At 67.6% G+C, this 17522-nt stretch carries 17 protein-coding genes; 5 read left to right on the top strand and 12 right to left on the bottom strand.

Annotated features, from left to right (window positions below):
* Window positions 1–45 precede the first annotated feature (45 nt).
* The 5 genes from ACK543_RS11395 to ACK543_RS11415 all read right to left on the bottom strand — a co-directional run bounded on the left by ACK543_RS11395 (window position 46) and on the right by ACK543_RS11415 (window position 3787).
* On the bottom strand, window positions 46–498 hold the full coding sequence (locus ACK543_RS11395) for a nuclear transport factor 2 family protein (protein ID WP_409942967.1): 453 nt from the start codon (window positions 496–498) through the stop codon (window positions 46–48).
* Between the two features lie 83 nt (window positions 499–581).
* Window positions 582–1487 carry an alpha/beta fold hydrolase gene (locus ACK543_RS11400; RefSeq protein WP_409942982.1) on the bottom strand — a complete coding sequence of 302 codons (906 nt, stop codon included), beginning with the start codon at window positions 1485–1487 and terminating at the stop codon, window positions 582–584.
* Window positions 1488–1583: 96 nt separating this feature from the next.
* Window positions 1584–2111 (bottom strand): CinA family protein, encoded by a 528-nt coding sequence (locus ACK543_RS11405; RefSeq protein WP_409942968.1) that lies wholly within the window; start codon window positions 2109–2111, stop codon window positions 1584–1586.
* Complete coding sequence (locus ACK543_RS11410) at window positions 2111–2635, bottom strand: phosphatidylglycerophosphatase A (RefSeq protein WP_409942969.1); 525 nt, start codon at window positions 2633–2635, stop codon at window positions 2111–2113. The genes ACK543_RS11405 and ACK543_RS11410 overlap by 1 nt, the downstream gene beginning before the upstream one ends.
* Window positions 2636–2902: 267 nt before the next feature.
* The gene (locus ACK543_RS11415) at window positions 2903–3787 is read right to left on the bottom strand and encodes a LysR family transcriptional regulator (protein ID WP_409942983.1); all 885 of its coding nucleotides are present in this window, start codon (window positions 3785–3787) and stop codon (window positions 2903–2905) included.
* A 141-nt stretch (window positions 3788–3928) separates the two neighbouring features.
* Here ACK543_RS11415 and ACK543_RS11420 point away from each other — a divergent pair, with 141 nt between their 5' ends.
* Together ACK543_RS11420 and ACK543_RS11425 are read left to right on the top strand one after the other, a co-directional pair.
* Window positions 3929–4963, top strand: a complete 1035-nt coding sequence (locus ACK543_RS11420) for an NAD-dependent epimerase/dehydratase family protein (protein WP_409942970.1) — start codon at window positions 3929–3931, stop codon at window positions 4961–4963.
* An 88-nt stretch (window positions 4964–5051) separates the two neighbouring features.
* Window positions 5052–6236 (top strand): Acg family FMN-binding oxidoreductase, encoded by a 1185-nt coding sequence (locus ACK543_RS11425; protein ID WP_409942971.1) that lies wholly within the window; start codon window positions 5052–5054, stop codon window positions 6234–6236.
* A gap of 22 nt (window positions 6237–6258) precedes the next feature.
* Here ACK543_RS11425 and ACK543_RS11430 read toward each other — a convergent pair whose 3' ends face one another.
* The 5 genes from ACK543_RS11430 to apaG all read right to left on the bottom strand — a co-directional run bounded on the left by ACK543_RS11430 (window position 6259) and on the right by apaG (window position 10596).
* Complete coding sequence (locus tag ACK543_RS11430) at window positions 6259–6834, bottom strand: RNA polymerase sigma factor (protein ID WP_409942972.1); 576 nt, start codon at window positions 6832–6834, stop codon at window positions 6259–6261.
* Window positions 6835–6839: 5 nt separating this feature from the next.
* Complete coding sequence (locus tag ACK543_RS11435; RefSeq protein WP_409942973.1) at window positions 6840–7043, bottom strand: DUF2892 domain-containing protein; 204 nt, start codon at window positions 7041–7043, stop codon at window positions 6840–6842.
* Between the two features lie 120 nt (window positions 7044–7163).
* The gene (gene thiL, locus ACK543_RS11440; RefSeq protein WP_409942974.1) at window positions 7164–8138 is read right to left on the bottom strand and encodes a thiamine-phosphate kinase; all 975 of its coding nucleotides are present in this window, start codon (window positions 8136–8138) and stop codon (window positions 7164–7166) included.
* A gap of 44 nt (window positions 8139–8182) precedes the next feature.
* Window positions 8183–10192: a site-specific recombinase gene (locus tag ACK543_RS11445; RefSeq protein WP_409942975.1), complete on the bottom strand. Its 2010-nt coding sequence runs from the start codon at window positions 10190–10192 to the stop codon at window positions 8183–8185.
* Window positions 10189–10596, bottom strand: a complete 408-nt coding sequence (gene apaG / locus ACK543_RS11450) for a Co2+/Mg2+ efflux protein ApaG (RefSeq protein ID WP_409942976.1) — start codon at window positions 10594–10596, stop codon at window positions 10189–10191. Before apaG ends, ACK543_RS11445 begins: the two co-directional genes overlap by 4 nt.
* Window positions 10597–10682: 86 nt before the next feature.
* Between apaG and rpe the strand changes: the two genes are divergently transcribed.
* Window positions 10683–11366 carry a ribulose-phosphate 3-epimerase gene (gene rpe, locus ACK543_RS11455; RefSeq protein ID WP_409942977.1) on the top strand — a complete coding sequence of 228 codons (684 nt, stop codon included), beginning with the start codon at window positions 10683–10685 and terminating at the stop codon, window positions 11364–11366.
* A 41-nt stretch (window positions 11367–11407) separates the two neighbouring features.
* Here rpe and ACK543_RS11460 read toward each other — a convergent pair whose 3' ends face one another.
* On the bottom strand, window positions 11408–13591 hold the full coding sequence (locus ACK543_RS11460) for a sensor histidine kinase (protein ID WP_409942978.1): 2184 nt from the start codon (window positions 13589–13591) through the stop codon (window positions 11408–11410).
* A gap of 37 nt (window positions 13592–13628) precedes the next feature.
* Window positions 13629–14333, bottom strand: coding sequence for a response regulator transcription factor (locus ACK543_RS11465; RefSeq protein ID WP_409942979.1), 705 nt, complete (start codon window positions 14331–14333; stop codon window positions 13629–13631).
* Window positions 14334–14566: 233 nt separating this feature from the next.
* Between ACK543_RS11465 and ACK543_RS11470 the strand changes: the two genes are divergently transcribed.
* Both ACK543_RS11470 and ACK543_RS11475 read left to right on the top strand, forming a co-directional pair.
* Complete coding sequence (locus ACK543_RS11470; RefSeq protein ID WP_409942980.1) at window positions 14567–15865, top strand: SPFH domain-containing protein; 1299 nt, start codon at window positions 14567–14569, stop codon at window positions 15863–15865.
* A 2-nt stretch (window positions 15866–15867) separates the two neighbouring features.
* On the top strand, window positions 15868–17391 hold the full coding sequence (locus ACK543_RS11475; protein WP_409942981.1) for a hypothetical protein: 1524 nt from the start codon (window positions 15868–15870) through the stop codon (window positions 17389–17391).
* Window positions 17392–17522: the final 131 nt, after the last annotated feature.

Raw genomic sequence — 17522 nt, forward strand, 5'->3', positions numbered from 1 at the left:
GGGGCCGGTGTGCCTGGTTACCACGCCATAGCCTTTTGCAGCACATCAAAGCCCTGGCCAGAGCACTTGGCAGCCCAAAATCAACAGAAAAACTCGCTTCGCTCCGCCTTCGACCAATTGCCGTGAAATATTCGGGCTAAAGCGGTCGCGGTGCGTGGCAATCAACCCGTCGGGCGTGAAGGTGAAGCGGCCGTCGATGATGTTGTGCACCGTGCGCCCGGTGGCGCTGAAGAGGTAATGCGCCTCCCAATGGGCCTGGCCGCCTTGTGCGTCGGCCTCGATGCCGCTGGAGTCAAGCTTCCAGTGCTCGCGCGCGCCTGGCTTCTGGGTGGCGGTGCACAGCATGCGCCACATGCCCACCACCTGCTCGCGGCCCTTGAGCGAAAAGGCTTCGTCATCAAAGGTGGCGTCGGGTGCATAGCACGCGGCCATGGTGGCGTGGTCCAGCTGTGCAAAGGCGGAGTAAAAGCGTTGCAGGGTCTGGGCGTTGGGGTGCATGGGTTTTCTTCCTCAGGGGTGGCGATGCTACAACGGGCTTGGAGGGCGCAGACCTGCCCCCCCCCGGCCCCCACCCGTCGCATTCAGCGCATGAAGTCGCGCAGCGCGCGGGCCGTGGCCTCGGGCAATTGCTCTGGGATGAAATGCCCTGCGGGCACGGCTTCGCCGGTGACACGGCCGCTGCACTGCGCCTGCCACAGTGCCAACGGCTCAAACAGGCGGTGCACCACGCCACGTTCCCCCCAGATCACCAGCGTGTCGCAGGTGATTTTCAGGCCGCCTGCGCGGCTTTCGCGGTCGTGCTCGAGGTCGATGCCCGCGCTGGCCCGGTAGTCCTCGCAGGCGGTGTGGATGGCCTCGGGCGTGCAAAAGCAGCGTTCGTATTCGGCCAGCGCCTGGGGCTCGATGTAGCTCAGGCCCACGCTACCCCAGCCACCGAGCTTGGCGTGCAGGTAAGCACGCGCGTTGCCGCCAATCATGGTTTCGGGCAGCGGCGCGGGCTGGATCAGGTGGAACCAGTGGTAGTAGGCGCGCGCAAACTCCATGTCGGTGCGGGCATACATGTCCAGCGTGGGCGCGATGTCGATCAGGCACAACTTGCGCACGCGCGCGGCATGGTCCAGCGCCAGCCGGTGCGCCACGCGGCCGCCCCGGTCATGTCCGCACAGAAAGAAGCTGTCGTGGCCCAGGGCCGTCATCACCTCGGCCATGTCCTGGGCCATGGCACGCTTGCTGTAGTTGGCGTGGTCGGGCCGGCCCGGCGCGTGGGACGAATCGCCGTAGCCGCGCAAGTCCGGCAGCACCAGGAAGAAGTCGCGTGCCAGCTGCTGGGCCACGCGGTGCCACAGGGCATGCGTTTGCGGAAAGCCGTGGAGCAGCAACAGCGGCGGCGCACCGGCCGCCCCGCCGGTGCGCACGAAGATCTCGGCGTCCGTCGTGGCAATCCGCTGCGCTGAAAAGCCGTCAAACCAGGGGGGGGCAGCCGTCATGGGCTCAGTCATGGGCTCGGTCATGGGCTCGGTCATGGGTTCAGTCATGGGTTCAGTCATGGGTTCAGTCAGGCGTGCAAGGCCCGGACGGCTTGTTCAGGCGGTGAGCCAGCCGAGCAGCCGTTGCAGGGCATAGCGCACCGCGGCTGCGCGCACGGTGGCGCGGTCGCCCGCAAAGTGCTGCCTCTCGGTATGGGTCTGGCCGTTCACGCACCAGCCAAACCAGACGGTGCCCACCGGCTTGGCAGCGGTGCCGCCCGTAGGCCCGGCCACACCGGTCACGGCCAGGCTGACGTGGGCCTGCGAATGCGCGATGGCGCCGTCGGCCATGGCCCGCACCACCTCTTCGCTCACGGCTCCGTGCTGCTCGATGAGGCCGGCGGGCACGCCCAGCATCTCGGTCTTGGCGGCGTTGGAATAGCTCACAAAGCCGCGCTCGAACCACTGGCTGGATCCAGCCGTGTCGGTGCAGGCCGCGGCGATCATGCCGCCCGTGCAGCTTTCGGCGGTGGCCAGGCGGTGCCCGTGCTGCATCAGGATCAGAGAGATCTGCGTCAAGTTGGCCTGCAGGGCATCGACATCAAGTGCTTGAAGCTCACTGTTGGATAGCGACGTAACGGTCATCAGAATCTCCAGAAGGCTATGACGAGCAGGGTGCAAAAGGCGGCCACAAAATCATCAAAGAGGATACCCCAGCCGCCACGCCAGCCAAAACCTTTGAACAGGCCGTCGGCCCAGGCCACGGGGCCGGGCTTGGCAGCGTCGAAAAAGCGGAACAGCGCAAACGCGGCCAACTGCCCCCACAGGCCCATGGGCATGGCCACCCACAACACCAGCCAAAAGGCCACCACCTCATCCCAGACGATGCTGCCGGGGTCGGCCACGCGCATATGCTGTGCGGTGATGGTGCACGCCCACCAGCCTACCAGCGTGCTGCCTGCCAGCAGCAGGCCGATCTGGGCGGGCGACAACCAGAGCTGCAAGACGCCGAACGTCAGCCACGCCCAGAGCGTGCCCACCGTGCCCGGGGCCACCGGTGATAGGCCGGCACCGAAACCCAGCGCAATGAAGTGCGCGGGATGCGCCAGCAAAAAGCGCACGCCAGGGCGGGCGGACGGGGCGGCGTGAGAGAGATGGGATTCGGCCATGGCGCGATTGTCGCGGCTGGCGCGACAATCGCGAAAGCGGTGTGCGGCTTCGCCCGCAGCCACAGCTTTGGCTTTGCCAGTGTGCTGCCCGGCCTCGGCCCGACCACGCGCGATCAGGCGATGGCGCTGGGAGTGGTGCTGCAGCGCTTTCCAACGCGCCGCCGTGGCGGCTGGCGCGTCGCTGACCATTGCGGTGATGGGTGCGTGCTAAGTCGTGCGCCGGATAGGGCTTGTACAAGCCATGCCGGGCCCGCGGCAGTCTGGCTGCTACAGCACCCCGGGCACCTCCCGCGCCAGAAAGTCATACACCGCGCGAATCCGCTGGCTGCTGCGAATCTCGCGGTGCACCGTCAGCCAGATGGGCAGTTCGGGCAGCGACAGCATGGGCAGCACCTGCACCACATCCGGGTCGGTGCGGGCCATGTAGGTGCCCACAAAGCCGATGCCCAGCCCGGCGCGCACTGCCGCCCAGTAGGCCATGAGGTCGTCGGTACGAAACGCAAAATGCCCGCGTTCGACCGGGTATCCCTCGGCGGCAAACCCCTGCTGGATATCCTCGTTGCGGTCGCCGCCAATCAGCTCATGCTGGAGCAGCTCGGGTGGCTGGCGTGGTGTTCCCTTGCGACGCAGGTAGTCGCGGTGGGCGAACGCGCCCAGCGCCACAGTGCCAATGCGCTTTGCGATCAGGCTGACCTGATCGGGGCGCACCATGCGCAGGGCAATGTCTGCCTCGCGGCGCAGCAGGTTGGTGACTTCGTTGCTGGCCACCAGCTCGACCTGCACGTCTGGCAGTGCCTGGCGCATGCGGGCGAGCACCGGGGGGATCAGCACGCACGCAACGGGCTGGCTGGCGGTGATGCGCACGGTGCCGCGGATGGTCGTCTCTGCGCCCGACACGCTGCGCGCGAGCTGGTGCGCGTTGGCCTCCATGCCACGAGCTGATTCGGCCAGGCGCAGGGCGGTGGCCGTGGGCGACAGCCCTCGGCCGGTGCGCTCAAACAGCACCACCCCCAGCTGTGATTCCAGCTCGGCAATGTGACGGCCTATGGTGGGCTGGCTGGCATCGAGAACGCGCGCTGCGCCCAGCAGGCTGCCCTGGTCCAGCGCGGCCAGAAATGACCGTATCAGACTCCAGTCAAAGTTCTTTTTCATGGCGTGTGTGTTGAGGTGACGGGTGGATTTGACGACCTTCAAGATATTCATCAATGAATATCTGGTATGTGGTGCTAGGCAATTGTGTAGATTGCCGCGGGTTTCCACAATCCTGTCATCCCCACTATGTCTGGAGCCCGCATGACACCACACCGATTCACCAATGCGCCGCCCGCTGCGCCCTCCGCCGTGCTGGTGTTGGGTGCCCGTGGCCGTTTCGGACTGGCTGCAGTGCGGGCGTTTGCCCAGGCTGGCTGGCCGGTGGTCGCCCAGGCGCGGCCCGGCGCTGGGGCGCTGCCGGCCATCGATGGCGTGCAGTGGTTGCGTGCCGATGTGCATGACACGGCCGCACTGGCAGCCCAGGCACAGGACGCCCAGGTGGTGGTGCACGCGTTGAATCCGGCCTACACGCACAGGGCCTGGAGCGATGAGGCGCCCGCCCTGATGGACGCTGCCATTGCCGTGGCTCGCCGCCTGCGCGCCACGCTGATGCTGCCGGGCAATGTGTACAACTATGGCCACGGCATGCCCGCCGTGCTGAACGAGGACACGCCCCAGCAGCCGACCACGCCGATGGGCAAGGTACGTGTGCAGCTGGAGCAGCGCCTGCAAGCAGCCACCCACGACGGCGTCATGCGCGCCGTGGTGTTGCGCGCTGGCAGTTTCTTCGGCAGCGGCACGGGTAGCTGGCTCGACCTGGCCATCGCCAAGGACCTGCCCCGTGGCCGCGTGACCTGGCCCGGTCCGCAGGGGGTGGTGACTGCCTGGGCATATCTGCCCGACCTGGCCGCAGCGTTGGTGAAGGTGGCGCAGCACCGGCACCGGTTGGCGGCGTTCGACCGCCTGCACTTCGCCGGGCACGCCGTCACTGCGCAACCGTGGCTGCAAGCCCTGCACGGCGAGGCCGTAGCGCGGGGCTGGCTGCCGGCGGGGCAGCCTCTGCGGATGGGGTCGCTGCCTTGGCCACTGCTGCGCCTGGCAGGACTGGCCATGCCCTCCATGGCCGCTCTGGCGTCTATGCGCTACCTCTGGACGACGCCGCACAGCCTTGATCACAGTCGCTTGTGTGCCCTGATCGGCCCAGAGCCGCACACACCGTTCGGCCAGGCCGTACACCAGTCGCTGGACGACTTGGGCTGGGCCTCCCGCGCTATCCCGCATCCAGTGGCTGCCTGATTGCACCAGCGGGCGCCATCGTTCGCTGCCCTGAGGTACCTGTTTTTTCTTTCCACACCGACATGGCCGCTGGCCAAAGGAGTTGTTCATGAACCGTCGAAACTTCATCCGCCTGGCTGGCGGCGGCACCGTCATCGCCGCATCGGCAGCCTCTTTGGCCGCCTGCGGTGCGCTGAGCGGCGAGTACCCGCCCGAAGCCGTGGAGGCCTGGCGCGGGCCCGGCGAACTGGGCGACCCGCGCAAGCGCGCGCTGGCCTATGCCATCACCGCGCCCAACCCGCACAACCTGCAGCCCTGGGTGGCCGACCTGCGCGTGCCGGGCCGCATCACCATCACCACCGACCCACAGCGCGTGCTGCCGCATACCGACCCGTTCGGCCGCCAGATCCTGATCGGCCATGGCGCCTTTTTGGAGCTGCTGGTGATGGCGCTGGCGCAGGAAGGCCTGCAAAGCGAGGTGCGTCTGTGGCCCGAGGGCGAGCTGCCTGGCGACCTCAAGGGCTGGAGCGAGCGGCCTATCGCGGTGCTGCAACTGTCGCCCGGCGGCAAGCCCGACCCGCTGTTTGCGCAGGTCCTGCAGCGCCGCACGCCGAAGTCCGACTACGACACGGCCCGCGTGGTGACACCCGAAACCCTCGCCGCCCTGCTGCAAGGGCCGGTCAATCCGGCACCGGGGCTGCGCGTTGGCGGCACTGTGGATGCCTCCCGCCTGCCCGCACTGCGCACGCTGTGCTGGGATTCCGCCAAGGTCGAGATCCTCACGCCGCGCACCATGATGGAGAGCATCCACCTCACCCGCGTGGGCCCGGCAGAGATCCTCCAGCACCGAGACGGCATCTCGCTGAACTCGCCGTTCATCCGCGCGGTGACGGCGCTGGGCATGTTTGACCGCGCCGCACCGCCCGCCGAAGGCAGCGCAGCCTACAAGAGCGCGATGGAACGCTTTGAGGGCCACAGCCGCACGGCCATGGGCTTTGTGTGGATCACGGGCGGCAACAGCCGCAGCGACCAGATCAACGCCGGTCGTGCCTACGTGCGGCTGCAATTGCAGTCCACGGCATTGGGGGTTGGCATGCACCCCATGAGCCAGGCGCTGCAGGAGTTTGCCGAGATGGCTCCGCACTACGAGCGCGCGCACCAGCTGGTGCTGGGCAAGCCCGCGCCGCGCGTGGCCGGTGATGAAACCGTGCAGATGTTCTGCCGCATCGGCTATGGCAAGGGCGCGGTGCCGGCCACACCGCGGCGGCCGCTGGAGCGGTTCGTGCGGGTGTAACGGGCTGGGTTGGAGGTGCCCCCTATGCCCGGCCGTCCGGGGTGCGGGCATGGCCCGCGCTGGTGCGTGGCGACAGATACTCGCGCACCAGGTTGCGGGCGCGATGCAGACGGCTCTTCGCTGCCTCGCGAGTCACCCCCAGGCGCTGGCTTATTTCCTCGATGGTCAGCTCCTCGAAGTCGCGTAGCAGCAAGGCCTCTCGGTACAGGGGCGGCAAGGAGTCGATGGCCATCGCCAGGTCATGGCGCAGTTCGTGGTCGGGCCGGTGGGACCAATCGAGGTGGTCTTCCACCTGAGCCAGCGGTTCAGCGCGCAGCCAGGTCAGCACGGGGCGCATGCACAGGCGCTGCACGATGCGCAGCACCCAGCCGCCAAAGGCGGCCACCTCGCGCAGCATGCCGACGCGGCGGTACACGATGATCAGCGCCTCCTGCACCACGTCATCGGTCGCTGCCGAGGCCGCGCAGTGGCGCTGCGCGCAGCGGCGAATGTCCGGGCGCGCCAGTTGCAACAGTTGCTCCATGGCCTGTGCATCGCCCTGGCGGGCGGCGGGCAGCAGCTGGGCCACGGTGCGTGCTCGGGGGTTCGCGTCTGCCATGGGCTTTACTCGGTGGGTTGACGCCCCATCATGGCGCAGGCTGGGCAGTAGCCAAAAGCCCCGGTCAGCCCGATACCCACGCCGGCCGCTGCGAGGGCCAGGCCCAGCGGCGATGCGCCCTGCCACCACAGGCTGACAGCCGCCATGGCCAGGCCCGCGGCAATGCGCAGCAGGCTTTCCGGACGCTTCATGTTTTTGCGAAACCACATGGCAAATACTCCTTCAGGGGTTGAACAGGACACCGACACGGGGTGTCCTCTCCACCAAGAGGCGCTGACCGGGCACAAGGATTCATGGGCCCACAAAAAAATATCGGAGCGCGGCTGCGCCTACCCGAAGTGGTCAAACGATGCGTAGCGGTTTTCCAGGGGCTGCCCCAGGGCGTCCAGAAGCCGCAGCCCCGGCTCGGCCTCCACGGTGCCAATGCGGCTCACCCGGGTCTGGCTGGCCTGCGCGGCTGCGGCCACGGCGTCACGGCGCTCGGGCGGTGCAGTGAAGACGAGCTCGTAGTCGTCGCCGCCTGCCAGGGTGCACTGGCGCACCAGTTCAATATCAAAATAGCCTGTTACGCCTGATGCGTAAGCTTTTTCTGCTATTAAAAAAGAAGCGGCATGGGTGTCGATGCGGGCGCCAGCGCCAGAGGCCTTGAGGATGTGCGAGAGGTCCCCCAGCAGCCCGTCGCTCACGTCCATCGCACTGTGGGCCACGCCCCGCAGGGCCAGCCCCAGCGCCACACGCGGGGTAGGGCGCTCCAGCCGCTGGCGCGCGCGGGCCAGCACCTGGGCGGGCAGGGCGATGTGGCCCAGCAGGGCCTGCAGGGCCAGCCGGGCATCGCCCAGCGTGCCGCTCACATAGATGTCGTCACCCGGCCGCGCGCCGCTGCGCAGCAGGGCCTGGCCTGCGGGCACCTCGCCGAACACGGTGATGCAGATGTTCAGCGGGCCCTGGGTGGTGTCGCCCCCCACCAGCTCGCAATCATGTTCGTCGGCCAGTGCCAGCAGCCCGCGCGAGAAACCGGCCAGCCATGTCTCGTCCACCCGGGGCAGCGCCAGCGCCAGCGTGAACGCCATGGGGCGAGCGCCGCACGCGGCCAGGTCCGACAGGTTCACAGCCAGCGCCTTGTGGCCCAGGGCCTCGGGGTCTACATCGGCAAAGAAGTGGCGGCCTTCCACCAGCATGTCGCTGGAGACGGCCAGCTGCATGCCCGGCGTAGGGGCCAGCAGCGCGCAGTCGTCCCCCACCCCAAGGGCAGCGTGCCGCACCGGGCGCGTGAAATACCGCGCAATCACATCGAATTCACCCATGGGGAGATTGTGCGCAATGCCAGCCCGGCACGCCCCGGAGCCCGTCAGCCCGCGTTGCGGGCGGGGACAAAAAATGACAGGGGGGCCTTGCGCAGGCGACGGCGGATCGCGGCGTAGATGTCTGAACGCTGCAAGCCACTGAGGCTGTGGGCCCGCAGAGCGACGTTAAAGGCAAGGTAGAAGCTCACCGATACATTGAGCACGCCCAGCAGCGGCAGCGTGACCACAGCCCACCAGAAGGCGGGCATGTGCAGGGCCTGGAGGCCCAGCGAGGCCAGGGCCGCCCCCATCTGCCCGGTGGACAGGGTGACGTGGCGCACATCCAGGCCCAGGCCGAAAAACGCTGCAAATGCAGGCACCAGCCCCAGCATGAAGCCCAGCGAAATGTTGGCTGCAAAGCCCGAAATGTTCTCGCGCAGAAAACGCGCCCACCGCGCGGCACGCGGCGCCCCCAGCAGGCGTGTGATGCGCGGGTTGTATTCGATGGCTGAGTCCAGGCGGTTGAGCACAAACCAGTTCTCGGTCCAGCCCGCCATGAGGCTCGATGAAAACAGCAGCACGCCGGTGAAGGCAGCAAACAGGACCGAAGGGCCCAGCAGATGCAGTGACTCCAGCACATGCTCTGCCGTGTGGTGGCTGATGGCCGGCTCGCCCAGCGCCGTGGCGATGAGCAGCGACAGCCCCAGCACCGCCGGGAACACCACCAGCACATTGCCCAGCACAGCGGCCACCTGCGAGCGCACCAGGTGCGTGACTTCGTCCACGAAGGATTCCACCGCGCCGGTGGAATCCAGGTCCTTGAGCTTGGCGGCCATGGCGGGGGCCGTCATGGCGGGCTGTTTGGTGGCCACCGTGAAATGCAGTAGCTGGATCAGCACGAACGAAATGGCGTAGTTCACCCCCGCCAAAAAGCCGCCCCAGAAGGCCGACAGCGCCAGTGTGTACAGCCCGAACTTGGCCAGCGTGGTCAGCGCCATCAGCGCGCCGCCGCCAGCGGCTTTGCGCAGCATTTCCCGGTATTGCGCGCCGTCGCGGGTGATGTAGTGCTCACCGGTCTCAGCGCTGCGCTCGGCCACCTTGGCAGCCAGCAGCGACAAGTTGGCGCCCATCAGTGCGCGCAGGCTGCGTCGCTCCTGGCCCACGATCACCAGGTGCGCCATGAGCAGGGCGGCCGATGCCGCTGGCCGCGCAGACAGCAGGCAGTCCAGCAGCTCGCGCACCCGCAGGATGCGCTTGCGCAGCTGCCGCAAGCGAAACACCAGGTCCACCGAGATCCCGTTGTCCTCAAAGTGCGCATAGACGGTGGCAGCGGCCGCACGGCAGGCTTCCAGCCGGTCGCGCAGGCGCTGGGCGCAGTCGTTGATCCGGTCGGGCGAGCGCGCGGCGTGCAGCACCTCGGCCCGCAGGTTTTCCACATCGCGGATCAGGGCATGAAAAGGCTGCTCTTCACGCGCGGCCTCGCTCATGCGCAGCCGCAGTTCGGGCGCGAAGCCGGTCGACAGGATCTGGCCGGCGCAGTAGGTGATGGCATCGAGCAATGCGCGATGCCACAGGGTGGGCCCACCGGCGCGGGGCGCGTCGTCGGGGGATGCGGGCGTCGACAGCAGGCCCACGAGCTGATCGAGCTGTGCCTCGGACAGCGCCGTGAGCCACTGCGCATCGAACCGCGTCGGCAGCGCCAGCATGAACAGCTCGGACGCATCAATCGTCTCGGGGCTGCCCGGCAGCAGCTTGGTGCGCAGCCGTTCAGCCACTTCGCTGACGAGGGCGATGCGGGATGCAAAGCCAAAGTCGGCCAGCAAGGTGGTGATGTCCACATGGTCCACCAGCGTGGCCCACCATGCCCGTAGGCGCTGCTGCAGCTCGGGCCTGGCCTGCACCACGTCCAGAAAAAGCTGTACCCTGGCGATGGACTCGGGCACCGACTCCCGCGTGCCGCGTACCCATTCCATCAGGTGGATCAGCCAGAGGTGGCGGTGGGCCAACTCGCCTGCGGGCTCCAGCCGGGCTAACAGGTCGGTCAGCTGGTGAGGCGGGGCAAGGCGGGGGCTCAATGCAGCACCCGTCCGGACATGGGTTCGCCGGAGGGCCCGTGGCTCAGTGCCTCCAGCACGAACAGCGTCACCGGTGCGGTAAACGGAAGACCTTCTTCGGTCACGCAGTGGAACGTGCCGTGCATGGTTCCGCTCGCAGTGCGCAGTCGGCACCCGCTGGTGTACTGGAAGGATTCGCCGGGCTTGAGCAGGGGCTGGTGGCCGACCACACCCAGGCCCCGGACCTCTTCGGTGTGCCCGTGCGAGTCGCTGATGATCCAGTGCCGCGAGATCAGCTGGGCGGGGCCGTCGCCGGCGTTGGTGATCGTGATGGTGTAGGCGAAGCTGAACACGCCGGCTTCCGGGGTGGACTGGTCGGGCAGATATTCCGGCACCACCTGCACATCAAACTGGTTCTTGGGCATGGCCCGAATGGTAACCGTGGCGGGCTGCAAATCGACAGCCGCCCTGCGGCAGAGCGCCACTGCGCGCGCTTTGAGACAATCGGGCCATGAGCCGCACCTACCAAATTGCCCCTTCCATTCTCTCCGCCGACTTCGCCCGCCTGGGCCAGGAGGTGAGCAGCGTCATTGCCGCTGGCGCTGACTGGATCCATTTCGACGTGATGGACAACCACTATGTGCCCAACCTGACCTTTGGCCCCATGGTGTGCCAGGCGCTCAAGCCGCATGCCAGGACGCCCGACGGTCGCGCCGTGCCGATTGACGTGCATCTGATGATCCAGCCGGTGGACGCCCTGGCGGCCGCCTTCGCCGATGCAGGGGCCGACTACATCAGCTTTCACCCTGACGCATCGGGCCATGTGCACCGCAGCGTCCAGGCCATCCGATCCAAGGGCGTCAAGCCCGGTCTGGTGTTCAACCCCGCCGAGCCGCTGGACGTGCTGGACTGGGTGATCGACGACATCGATCTCATCCTGATCATGAGCGTGAACCCGGGTTTCGGTGGCCAGAGTTTCATCGACTCCGCGCTGCGCAAGATAGAAGCCGTGCGCAGGCGCATTGATGCCAGCGGCAAGGACATCCGCCTGGAAGTCGATGGTGGCATCAAGACCGACAACATCCGCCGGGTGGCCCATGCAGGGGCCGATACCTTCGTGGCCGGCAGCGCCATTTTCGGCAAGCCCGATTACCGGGGCGTCATCGACGCCATGCGCGCCCAGCTGGCGGGCTAACGCATCGCCAGGCACGGCGGGTGAATGGCCGCCCGGCGGCCTCAGCCGAGCCGCTGGAAGGTCAGCCGAAACTCCACGCCGTCGCCCGTATTGCGTGCGTGGATGGTCCCGCCCATCTTGGTCATGTAGGTGCGCGCCACAAAGAGCCCCTGACCGCGATGGCTGGCGTGGCCATCGTCTTGTGCGCCGCCCGGGTCCGACACGCCCAGCTCAAAGATCTGCTCCAGCAGCGCGGGTTCAATGGTGGAGCCCTGGTTGTGGATCGCGGCGCAGGCCGTCGATTCGGACGCCGACAGGCTCAGCGTGATCGGGGTCCCAGCGGGGCGATAGCGGTCGGCATTGCGCAGGATATGGGTGACCACGTCTTCCAGTGCGAATTCGTCCGCACGCACGATGACCGGGGTCGGCGTGCCACCGTACACCACATCACCGATGCCAGCGAAATGCGCGTTGCCCGCCACGTGGCGCAAAAAATCATCCAGATCAAGCCGTCCCTGGGGCATGTCTGCAGCCTGCAGCGCCTCGGCGGGTGATGCCGTGCCGTACAGCACATGCACGGCTTGCTGCATGCGATGCACGTAGCGATAGCCCGGATCGTCCGGGCCGTGCAGCACCATCAGGGATTGCAGAGGCGACATGATCTCGTGGCCCACGGCGTGCCACATGTCCCGCTCTTGCCCGGCGCGCAGCTGTTCGCGGTGCATGTCGCCTTTCACGCGCTGCAGCAGGTCGGCCAGCCCGCCAGCGAGAATGCCCAGCTCGTCCGACCCACGCAGGTCGGACACCTCAAGATCGCCCAGGCGCGGTCCGGTGTGCCCCGGCTGCACGTTGTAAGACACGGCCGCCGCGCGCCGCGTCAGCGCCGTCACGCGGCGTATCAGCCCCACCTCGATGACCAGCCACGCCAGGCCAATGGCCGCAAGCATGGCGCCCAGATACCACGACAGACGGGTAGCCACCGCAGCCAGCCCCATCTCCACGCCGTGCAGGTTGCCGACAAAATCCACGGCATAGGTGCCCGTCGACGTCTCCAGCAGATCCCGCGCGGTTGCGGCCGGTGACGCAAGGGTGGCCGGGCCCACACCCGCCGCTTCCAGCGGCAGCCAGCGGATCAGGCGCAGCAGCCACGGTGCCGACGGCTCGGCGAGCACGTCCCTGCCCTTGAGGGTGATGCTGCCGGCATCGTTACCGCCCAGCTTTTCGATCTGCACCCGCTCTCCGGGCAGCAGGCTGCGCGAGACCTCTGCGAGCGACGATGCCAACTGCGCGCCGGGGGCATCGCTGTCAAACAGGGGCTTTGCATCGTCTCCCGGCGCCAGCATTTCCACCCGCAGTCGCATGCTGGCCAGGTCGGCGGGTGGCCAGACAATGCGCTCGTCCTTGCGAAACAGCGCTTGCCTGAACAACTCCACGGGCAGACGGATCGAGTAGTCGGTGCGGCGCTGGCATGTCGTTGCGGCATGGGCAGCGTCAGCCGCGGTGCCCGCCGACACTGGTGGTGGCAGGTCGCGGCAAGGCCCGCTTTGCCACAGCCATCCGCGGAAATCGCGCACGGGCCGCGCCCGCGCGTCGAGCTGGGCCGCGCCGCTGTCTGTAAAACCGGTGAGGCGACCTCGCGCCCCGGAGTGGCCTGGCGAGGGCAGTGCCTCGTACGGCGCGATCCACTGGTAATGGACGCCGCGCATGTCCAGCGCCACGCGCGCGCGATGCGCTTCAGACGGCACGAGCGAACCGCGCTCGCGTGGCGTCAACTCGCCGGCGTAGAAACTCCCCACCAGATAGATGAAGCCCCCGGCATACGGGTTGTTGCCAATCGCCGCACACACCGATGCGCCGTCCGGGTACCGCACCGAGCAGCCCGCCATCTCCACCGCCTGCTGCGATTTTTGCGGGTCGTCGAAGTCGATGGCCGCAAAAGGCAGCAGCAGCGGCGCCAGGGGAGTCACTGCCTGATCCAGATGGGCGGCATTGAGCAGTGCGAGTTGACCGGAAGGGTGTCGCAGCCGCGCCATCACTTCCGCCTGGCTGCGGGCAAAGCCATGCTGGTAGGCCTGCCAGGCGCGGTCTTTCTCATCCTTGAGCACCATCACTGCCAGTGCCGCCGTAGCCAGCGCCAGCAGCACAAAGACGCTTCGCACCAGGATGCGCAGGCGAAACGCAGGCAGCCCCAGCCGGGGCATCTCCAGGCGGGGGATGTCGAGCGCGGGACGCCGCAGGCGCTTCATGGATGGTGACGCCGCGCCGCTGCGCCAGGGCCGTGTCTCATGGGGTCACCCAACGAAATCCGCGCATGGGCACGTTTTCGATGCCCTCAAAGCCCGGATCCACCTCGCGCAGCGCCTCCCGGATGGTGCTGACATGCTTGCGCACGTTGTCGCGGTTGCGCCCGCTTTTCACCACCTCGAACAGGTCGTCGTACGAGACCACCTCACCCCGTCGCTGGTGAAGCGTGGCCAGGATGCGCTGGGCCGTGAGCGGCAGGTTGATGCGTTCGCCGCGCCAGGTGGGGCTGCGCTGCCACAGCGGGTCGAGCACCAGGCTATCGCCGGGCGGCGGCTCGGCCGCTGCCGATGCGCCAGGCGCTGCGCGCTGTGTGGTGCGCAGGATGTCAAGGAAGGTCTCGATGAAGTCGGCCTCTTCAAACGTGGTTTTCTGCAGGTAGTCCCACGCATCAAGCGCTTTCATGATGCTGCGGTAGATGGCTGCAGGCATGGCCGAGACCACCAGCACCGGCGTGCCATGGCCCAGCTTGTTGATCGCGTTGATGAGCGCGACCCCCGCGTGGCGCTCGCGGCCGAGCTCGATGTCCAGCACCACCGCGTCATAGCGCTCGCGGGTGAGGGCAAGCTCGGCTTCGTCGCGCGTGAACCACTGGTCGATCACGATGCCGTCGCGCGCGCTGCGTATCCATCCGGCCAGCTGGTTGCTGGTGGGCAGGTCATCTTCAATCACGGCGATGCGGGTCATGGGCGGCGGGGGTAAGACAGCTTGGGTCAGATTATCCCGGTCGCCCGTGTTGGGCGGTGTGAGTTTTTCTTCCGGGCTCGGAAGGCTTGGCCCGGCGGTGTGAAGGCACTGAGTACAGCGCTGCGTTGTTACTTCCGCGGTGGATTCGAACAATCGGTCCTCAATGAGCCACCCGTCGCGGCGGCTCAGAAACCGAGAACAACACCGAAACCAACCGAGAGGGAACCAACCCCATGAAAGCCACCTGGAACCGTATCGTGCAGACCCTGACCGGGCGCGCCTCCCCCCCGTTGCCGCAACTGGGCGAGGAGCCATCAGCGCCCCGCCAGAACCTGGCCTACCTGCTGCCCAGCGCCCACACCGCCCGCTGGCTGGTGGCGGGCGCCGTGATTGCGGCTGCGGGTCTGATGGTGTACGGCAACCCTCCGGTGCATTACCTGGCCCAAGGCGATCTGGGCGTGCGCCTGAATCAGTTGACCGGCACCGTCAGCCTGTGGCGCGATGGCAGCGTCTGGGTGCTGCCCGGCCTGCATCACGTGCGCGTGTTCTCCCTGCGTGACCAGAGCTATCGCCCCGAAGCGATGCGCCAGGCCACCGGCAGCGCGCCGCTGCAGTCGGTCGAAGGTCTGTCGCTGGGATTGGACCTGAGCGTGCGCTATGCGCTCGACCCCAACTCTGTTGCGGTCAAGACCGGCAATCTGCCCGACGACATAGGCACCGACATCGTGGAGCCCGCCGTGCAAGGCCTGGTCTACAAGGTATTTGCACGCTACACGGTCCGTGAAATTTTCTCGTCCAAGCGCGCCGAGATTGCGCAAATCATCGAAACCGAGCTGCGCGCCCGGCTGGCTGCCGATGGCGTCACGCTGCGCAGCATCCAAATTGGCAAGGTGGACCTTCCTGCCGAATACCGCCGGGGCATGGACAGCCTGTTGGCCGAGGAGCTGGCGTCTGAAAAGATGCGCTACACCCTGGATCTCAAGGACAAGCGCGTCAAGGAAACCGAGCTCGATGCCAGCGCCGACAAGGTGCGCCGTGAGGTGGCCGCCGAGGCGGCTGCGCGCGAGCAGGTGATTGCTGCCAAGGCCCAGGAAGAGGCCATGAAGCATGTGCTGCCGTTCAAGCAGCGGCAGATCGAGCAGCGCCAGCTCGAGGCCGAAGCCGAGCGCATCGCCCGCGTCAAGGCCGCAGAGGGCGCCGCCCAGGCCCGCCGCATCGAAGCCCATGGCGAGGCGGACGCCCGCCAGAAGCTGGCCGAAGCCGAGGCCTACCGCATGGACCGGGTTGGTAAGGTCAACGCCGAGCAGATGGCCCGCGAAGGCGCGCTCGTGACCAAGCACCCGCTGCTCATCCAGAAGACGCTGGCCGACAAGCTTTCCGACAAGATCCAGGTCATCATCGCGCCGCCACCCACCAACGGCGACTTCATCGGCGCGGCGCTGCTGGGCGGCCACCGCAACGCCCAGACCGGCGCAGCGCAGACGGCAGCCGTCGGCGACGCCGCCAGCGCCACGCCAGCAGCGGAGCAGTGAGCATGAACACCACCCTTGCAACCTTGTTGGTCGCTGTGGCCAGTGCTGTGGTGACCGTGGCGGCCGAGGCCTCGCCCCAGTCTTCGTCGGACGCCATCCAGGGCAGCGCCATCGTGGTGCAAGACCAGGCCAGCCTGCGCGCCGCGCCGCGCGACGGGGCCCAGCAGCAGGCCAGCCTGTGGCAGGGCGAGGTGCTGGAAGTGCGCGGCGAGCGCCTGGACTACCTGCAGGTGTGGGACCACAAGCGCGAGCGGGGCGGCTTCATCCGCGCCAGTGATGTGCGCCGCATGGCGCTGACCGAGGCGCAAGGCCCCGCGCTGCTGGCCGTGATGCGATTTGTGCAGGACACACCGGGCGCCGAGGCGCTGGGCATCGGCCTTGCTGCGGCCTATCTGCAGGCCGCTCCCGCGAACGTGCTGGCGGGCGAGGAGGGAGCGCAGGCTTTGGATGCGCTTGGCACCTTCGCTGACCGGCTGGCCCGCCGTGCCTCCGTGGCGGTGCCCGGCAAGGCCTCGGGCGCCGCGCTGAGCGCCCACCTGGATGTGGCCAATGGCTATGGCCTGCGGTTTGCCACCTACGAGGTGGACGGCCGCATGCAGGTTTGCTACGAGGGCGAGGCGTTTCGCCGCCTGCTGGCAATGCCGGTGGCCCATGCCGCGCGGCGCGCCCGCGCCGTGCTGGCACTGACCCGCCCCGAGTGCATCAACCCCGACCTGTCCGCATCCGAGCGCGCCAAGCTCATTGCCTGGCAGGCCCAGGTGCTGGAGAACGGAGACGTGGCGGGACTTCCCAGCTACTTGCGCAACCGGGTGCAGATGCGCCGCGCCAGCGTGTGGGGCGCCATGGCATTCCAGCAGGCGCGCAGGAACCCGGCCGATCCGGCGGTGGCCGCTGCGGCCACCCGCGCTCTGACGGAATTGGGCGGCGTTAACCGGGCCGACCTGCCTGATGAAGACCAAAGCGCCTACAACGACGCCGCAATGCGCGTGAGCGCAGTCCGTTGGGCGCTGGTGCCTGCCACGGTGCCCGCACCCCCGGTCGGCAAGCGCCCGGCGCTGCTGACCGAGCCTGGGGCCTCGGGTGACACCTGCGTGCTTTTGGTGGACGCTCAGCATCCCTCAAGCGCGCCCCTGCTGCGCCGGTGCACCTATGGCGTGGTGTGGACTGCATCGGCCACCACCAACCGCGAGGGTACGGCCCTGGCGCTGGCGGTGCAGCCAATGGAAGGCTGGCGTGAGCTGTGGGTGCTGCGCAAAACGGCGGCTGGCTGGATCGCCGATGTCCTGCCACCCGCCGCCGCCATACCCGAGACTGGCGTTGCCGAGTGGGCGGGTTGGGTGCCTGGCGGCCAGCAGATGCTGGTTGCCCGCGAGTCCCGGGGCCAGGGCCGTTATCGCAAGAGCTTCGAGGTCGTGCGGCTCGACGGCCTGACCACCGAGCGGGTAACCGGTGATATCTCTGCGCTGCCGCTGTTCCAGCGCTGGCAGGACCCGGCCTGGACGCGGCAGACCCTGAGCCTGCGCTAGGAGCCTGTCGGACTTGGAAATCGTCGGCTGCAAATCGACCGCAGCGGTCCATTTTTAACCGCCTTTTTGCCCCATAGCTCGGCTATGGGGCTGCAAATTCGGCAAAAACTGTCCTCGCTGGGGCCGATTTT

Source organism: Acidovorax sp. (assembly GCF_046341535.1).
GTDB lineage: Bacteria > Pseudomonadota > Gammaproteobacteria > Burkholderiales > Burkholderiaceae_C > Acidovorax.

Coding starts and splice junctions, on each gene's coding strand:
- ACK543_RS11395 (WP_409942967.1), bottom strand. CDS start 498: ATGCACCCCAACGCCCAGACCCTGCAACGCTTTTACTCCGCCTTTGCA.
- ACK543_RS11400 (WP_409942982.1), bottom strand. CDS start 1,487: ATGACGGCTGCCCCCCCCTGGTTTGACGGCTTTTCAGCGCAGCGGATT.
- ACK543_RS11405 (WP_409942968.1), bottom strand. CDS start 2,111: ATGACCGTTACGTCGCTATCCAACAGTGAGCTTCAAGCACTTGATGTC.
- ACK543_RS11410 (WP_409942969.1), bottom strand. CDS start 2,635: ATGGCCGAATCCCATCTCTCTCACGCCGCCCCGTCCGCCCGCCCTGGC.
- ACK543_RS11415 (WP_409942983.1), bottom strand. CDS start 3,787: ATGAAAAAGAACTTTGACTGGAGTCTGATACGGTCATTTCTGGCCGCG.
- ACK543_RS11420 (WP_409942970.1), top strand. CDS start 3,929: ATGACACCACACCGATTCACCAATGCGCCGCCCGCTGCGCCCTCCGCC.
- ACK543_RS11425 (WP_409942971.1), top strand. CDS start 5,052: ATGAACCGTCGAAACTTCATCCGCCTGGCTGGCGGCGGCACCGTCATC.
- ACK543_RS11430 (WP_409942972.1), bottom strand. CDS start 6,834: ATGGCAGACGCGAACCCCCGAGCACGCACCGTGGCCCAGCTGCTGCCC.
- ACK543_RS11435 (WP_409942973.1), bottom strand. CDS start 7,043: ATGTGGTTTCGCAAAAACATGAAGCGTCCGGAAAGCCTGCTGCGCATT.
- thiL (WP_409942974.1), bottom strand. CDS start 8,138: ATGGGTGAATTCGATGTGATTGCGCGGTATTTCACGCGCCCGGTGCGG.
- apaG (WP_409942976.1), bottom strand. CDS start 10,596: ATGCCCAAGAACCAGTTTGATGTGCAGGTGGTGCCGGAATATCTGCCC.
- rpe (WP_409942977.1), top strand. CDS start 10,683: ATGAGCCGCACCTACCAAATTGCCCCTTCCATTCTCTCCGCCGACTTC.
- ACK543_RS11460 (WP_409942978.1), bottom strand. CDS start 13,591: ATGAAGCGCCTGCGGCGTCCCGCGCTCGACATCCCCCGCCTGGAGATG.
- ACK543_RS11465 (WP_409942979.1), bottom strand. CDS start 14,333: ATGACCCGCATCGCCGTGATTGAAGATGACCTGCCCACCAGCAACCAG.
- ACK543_RS11470 (WP_409942980.1), top strand. CDS start 14,567: ATGAAAGCCACCTGGAACCGTATCGTGCAGACCCTGACCGGGCGCGCC.
- ACK543_RS11475 (WP_409942981.1), top strand. CDS start 15,868: ATGAACACCACCCTTGCAACCTTGTTGGTCGCTGTGGCCAGTGCTGTG.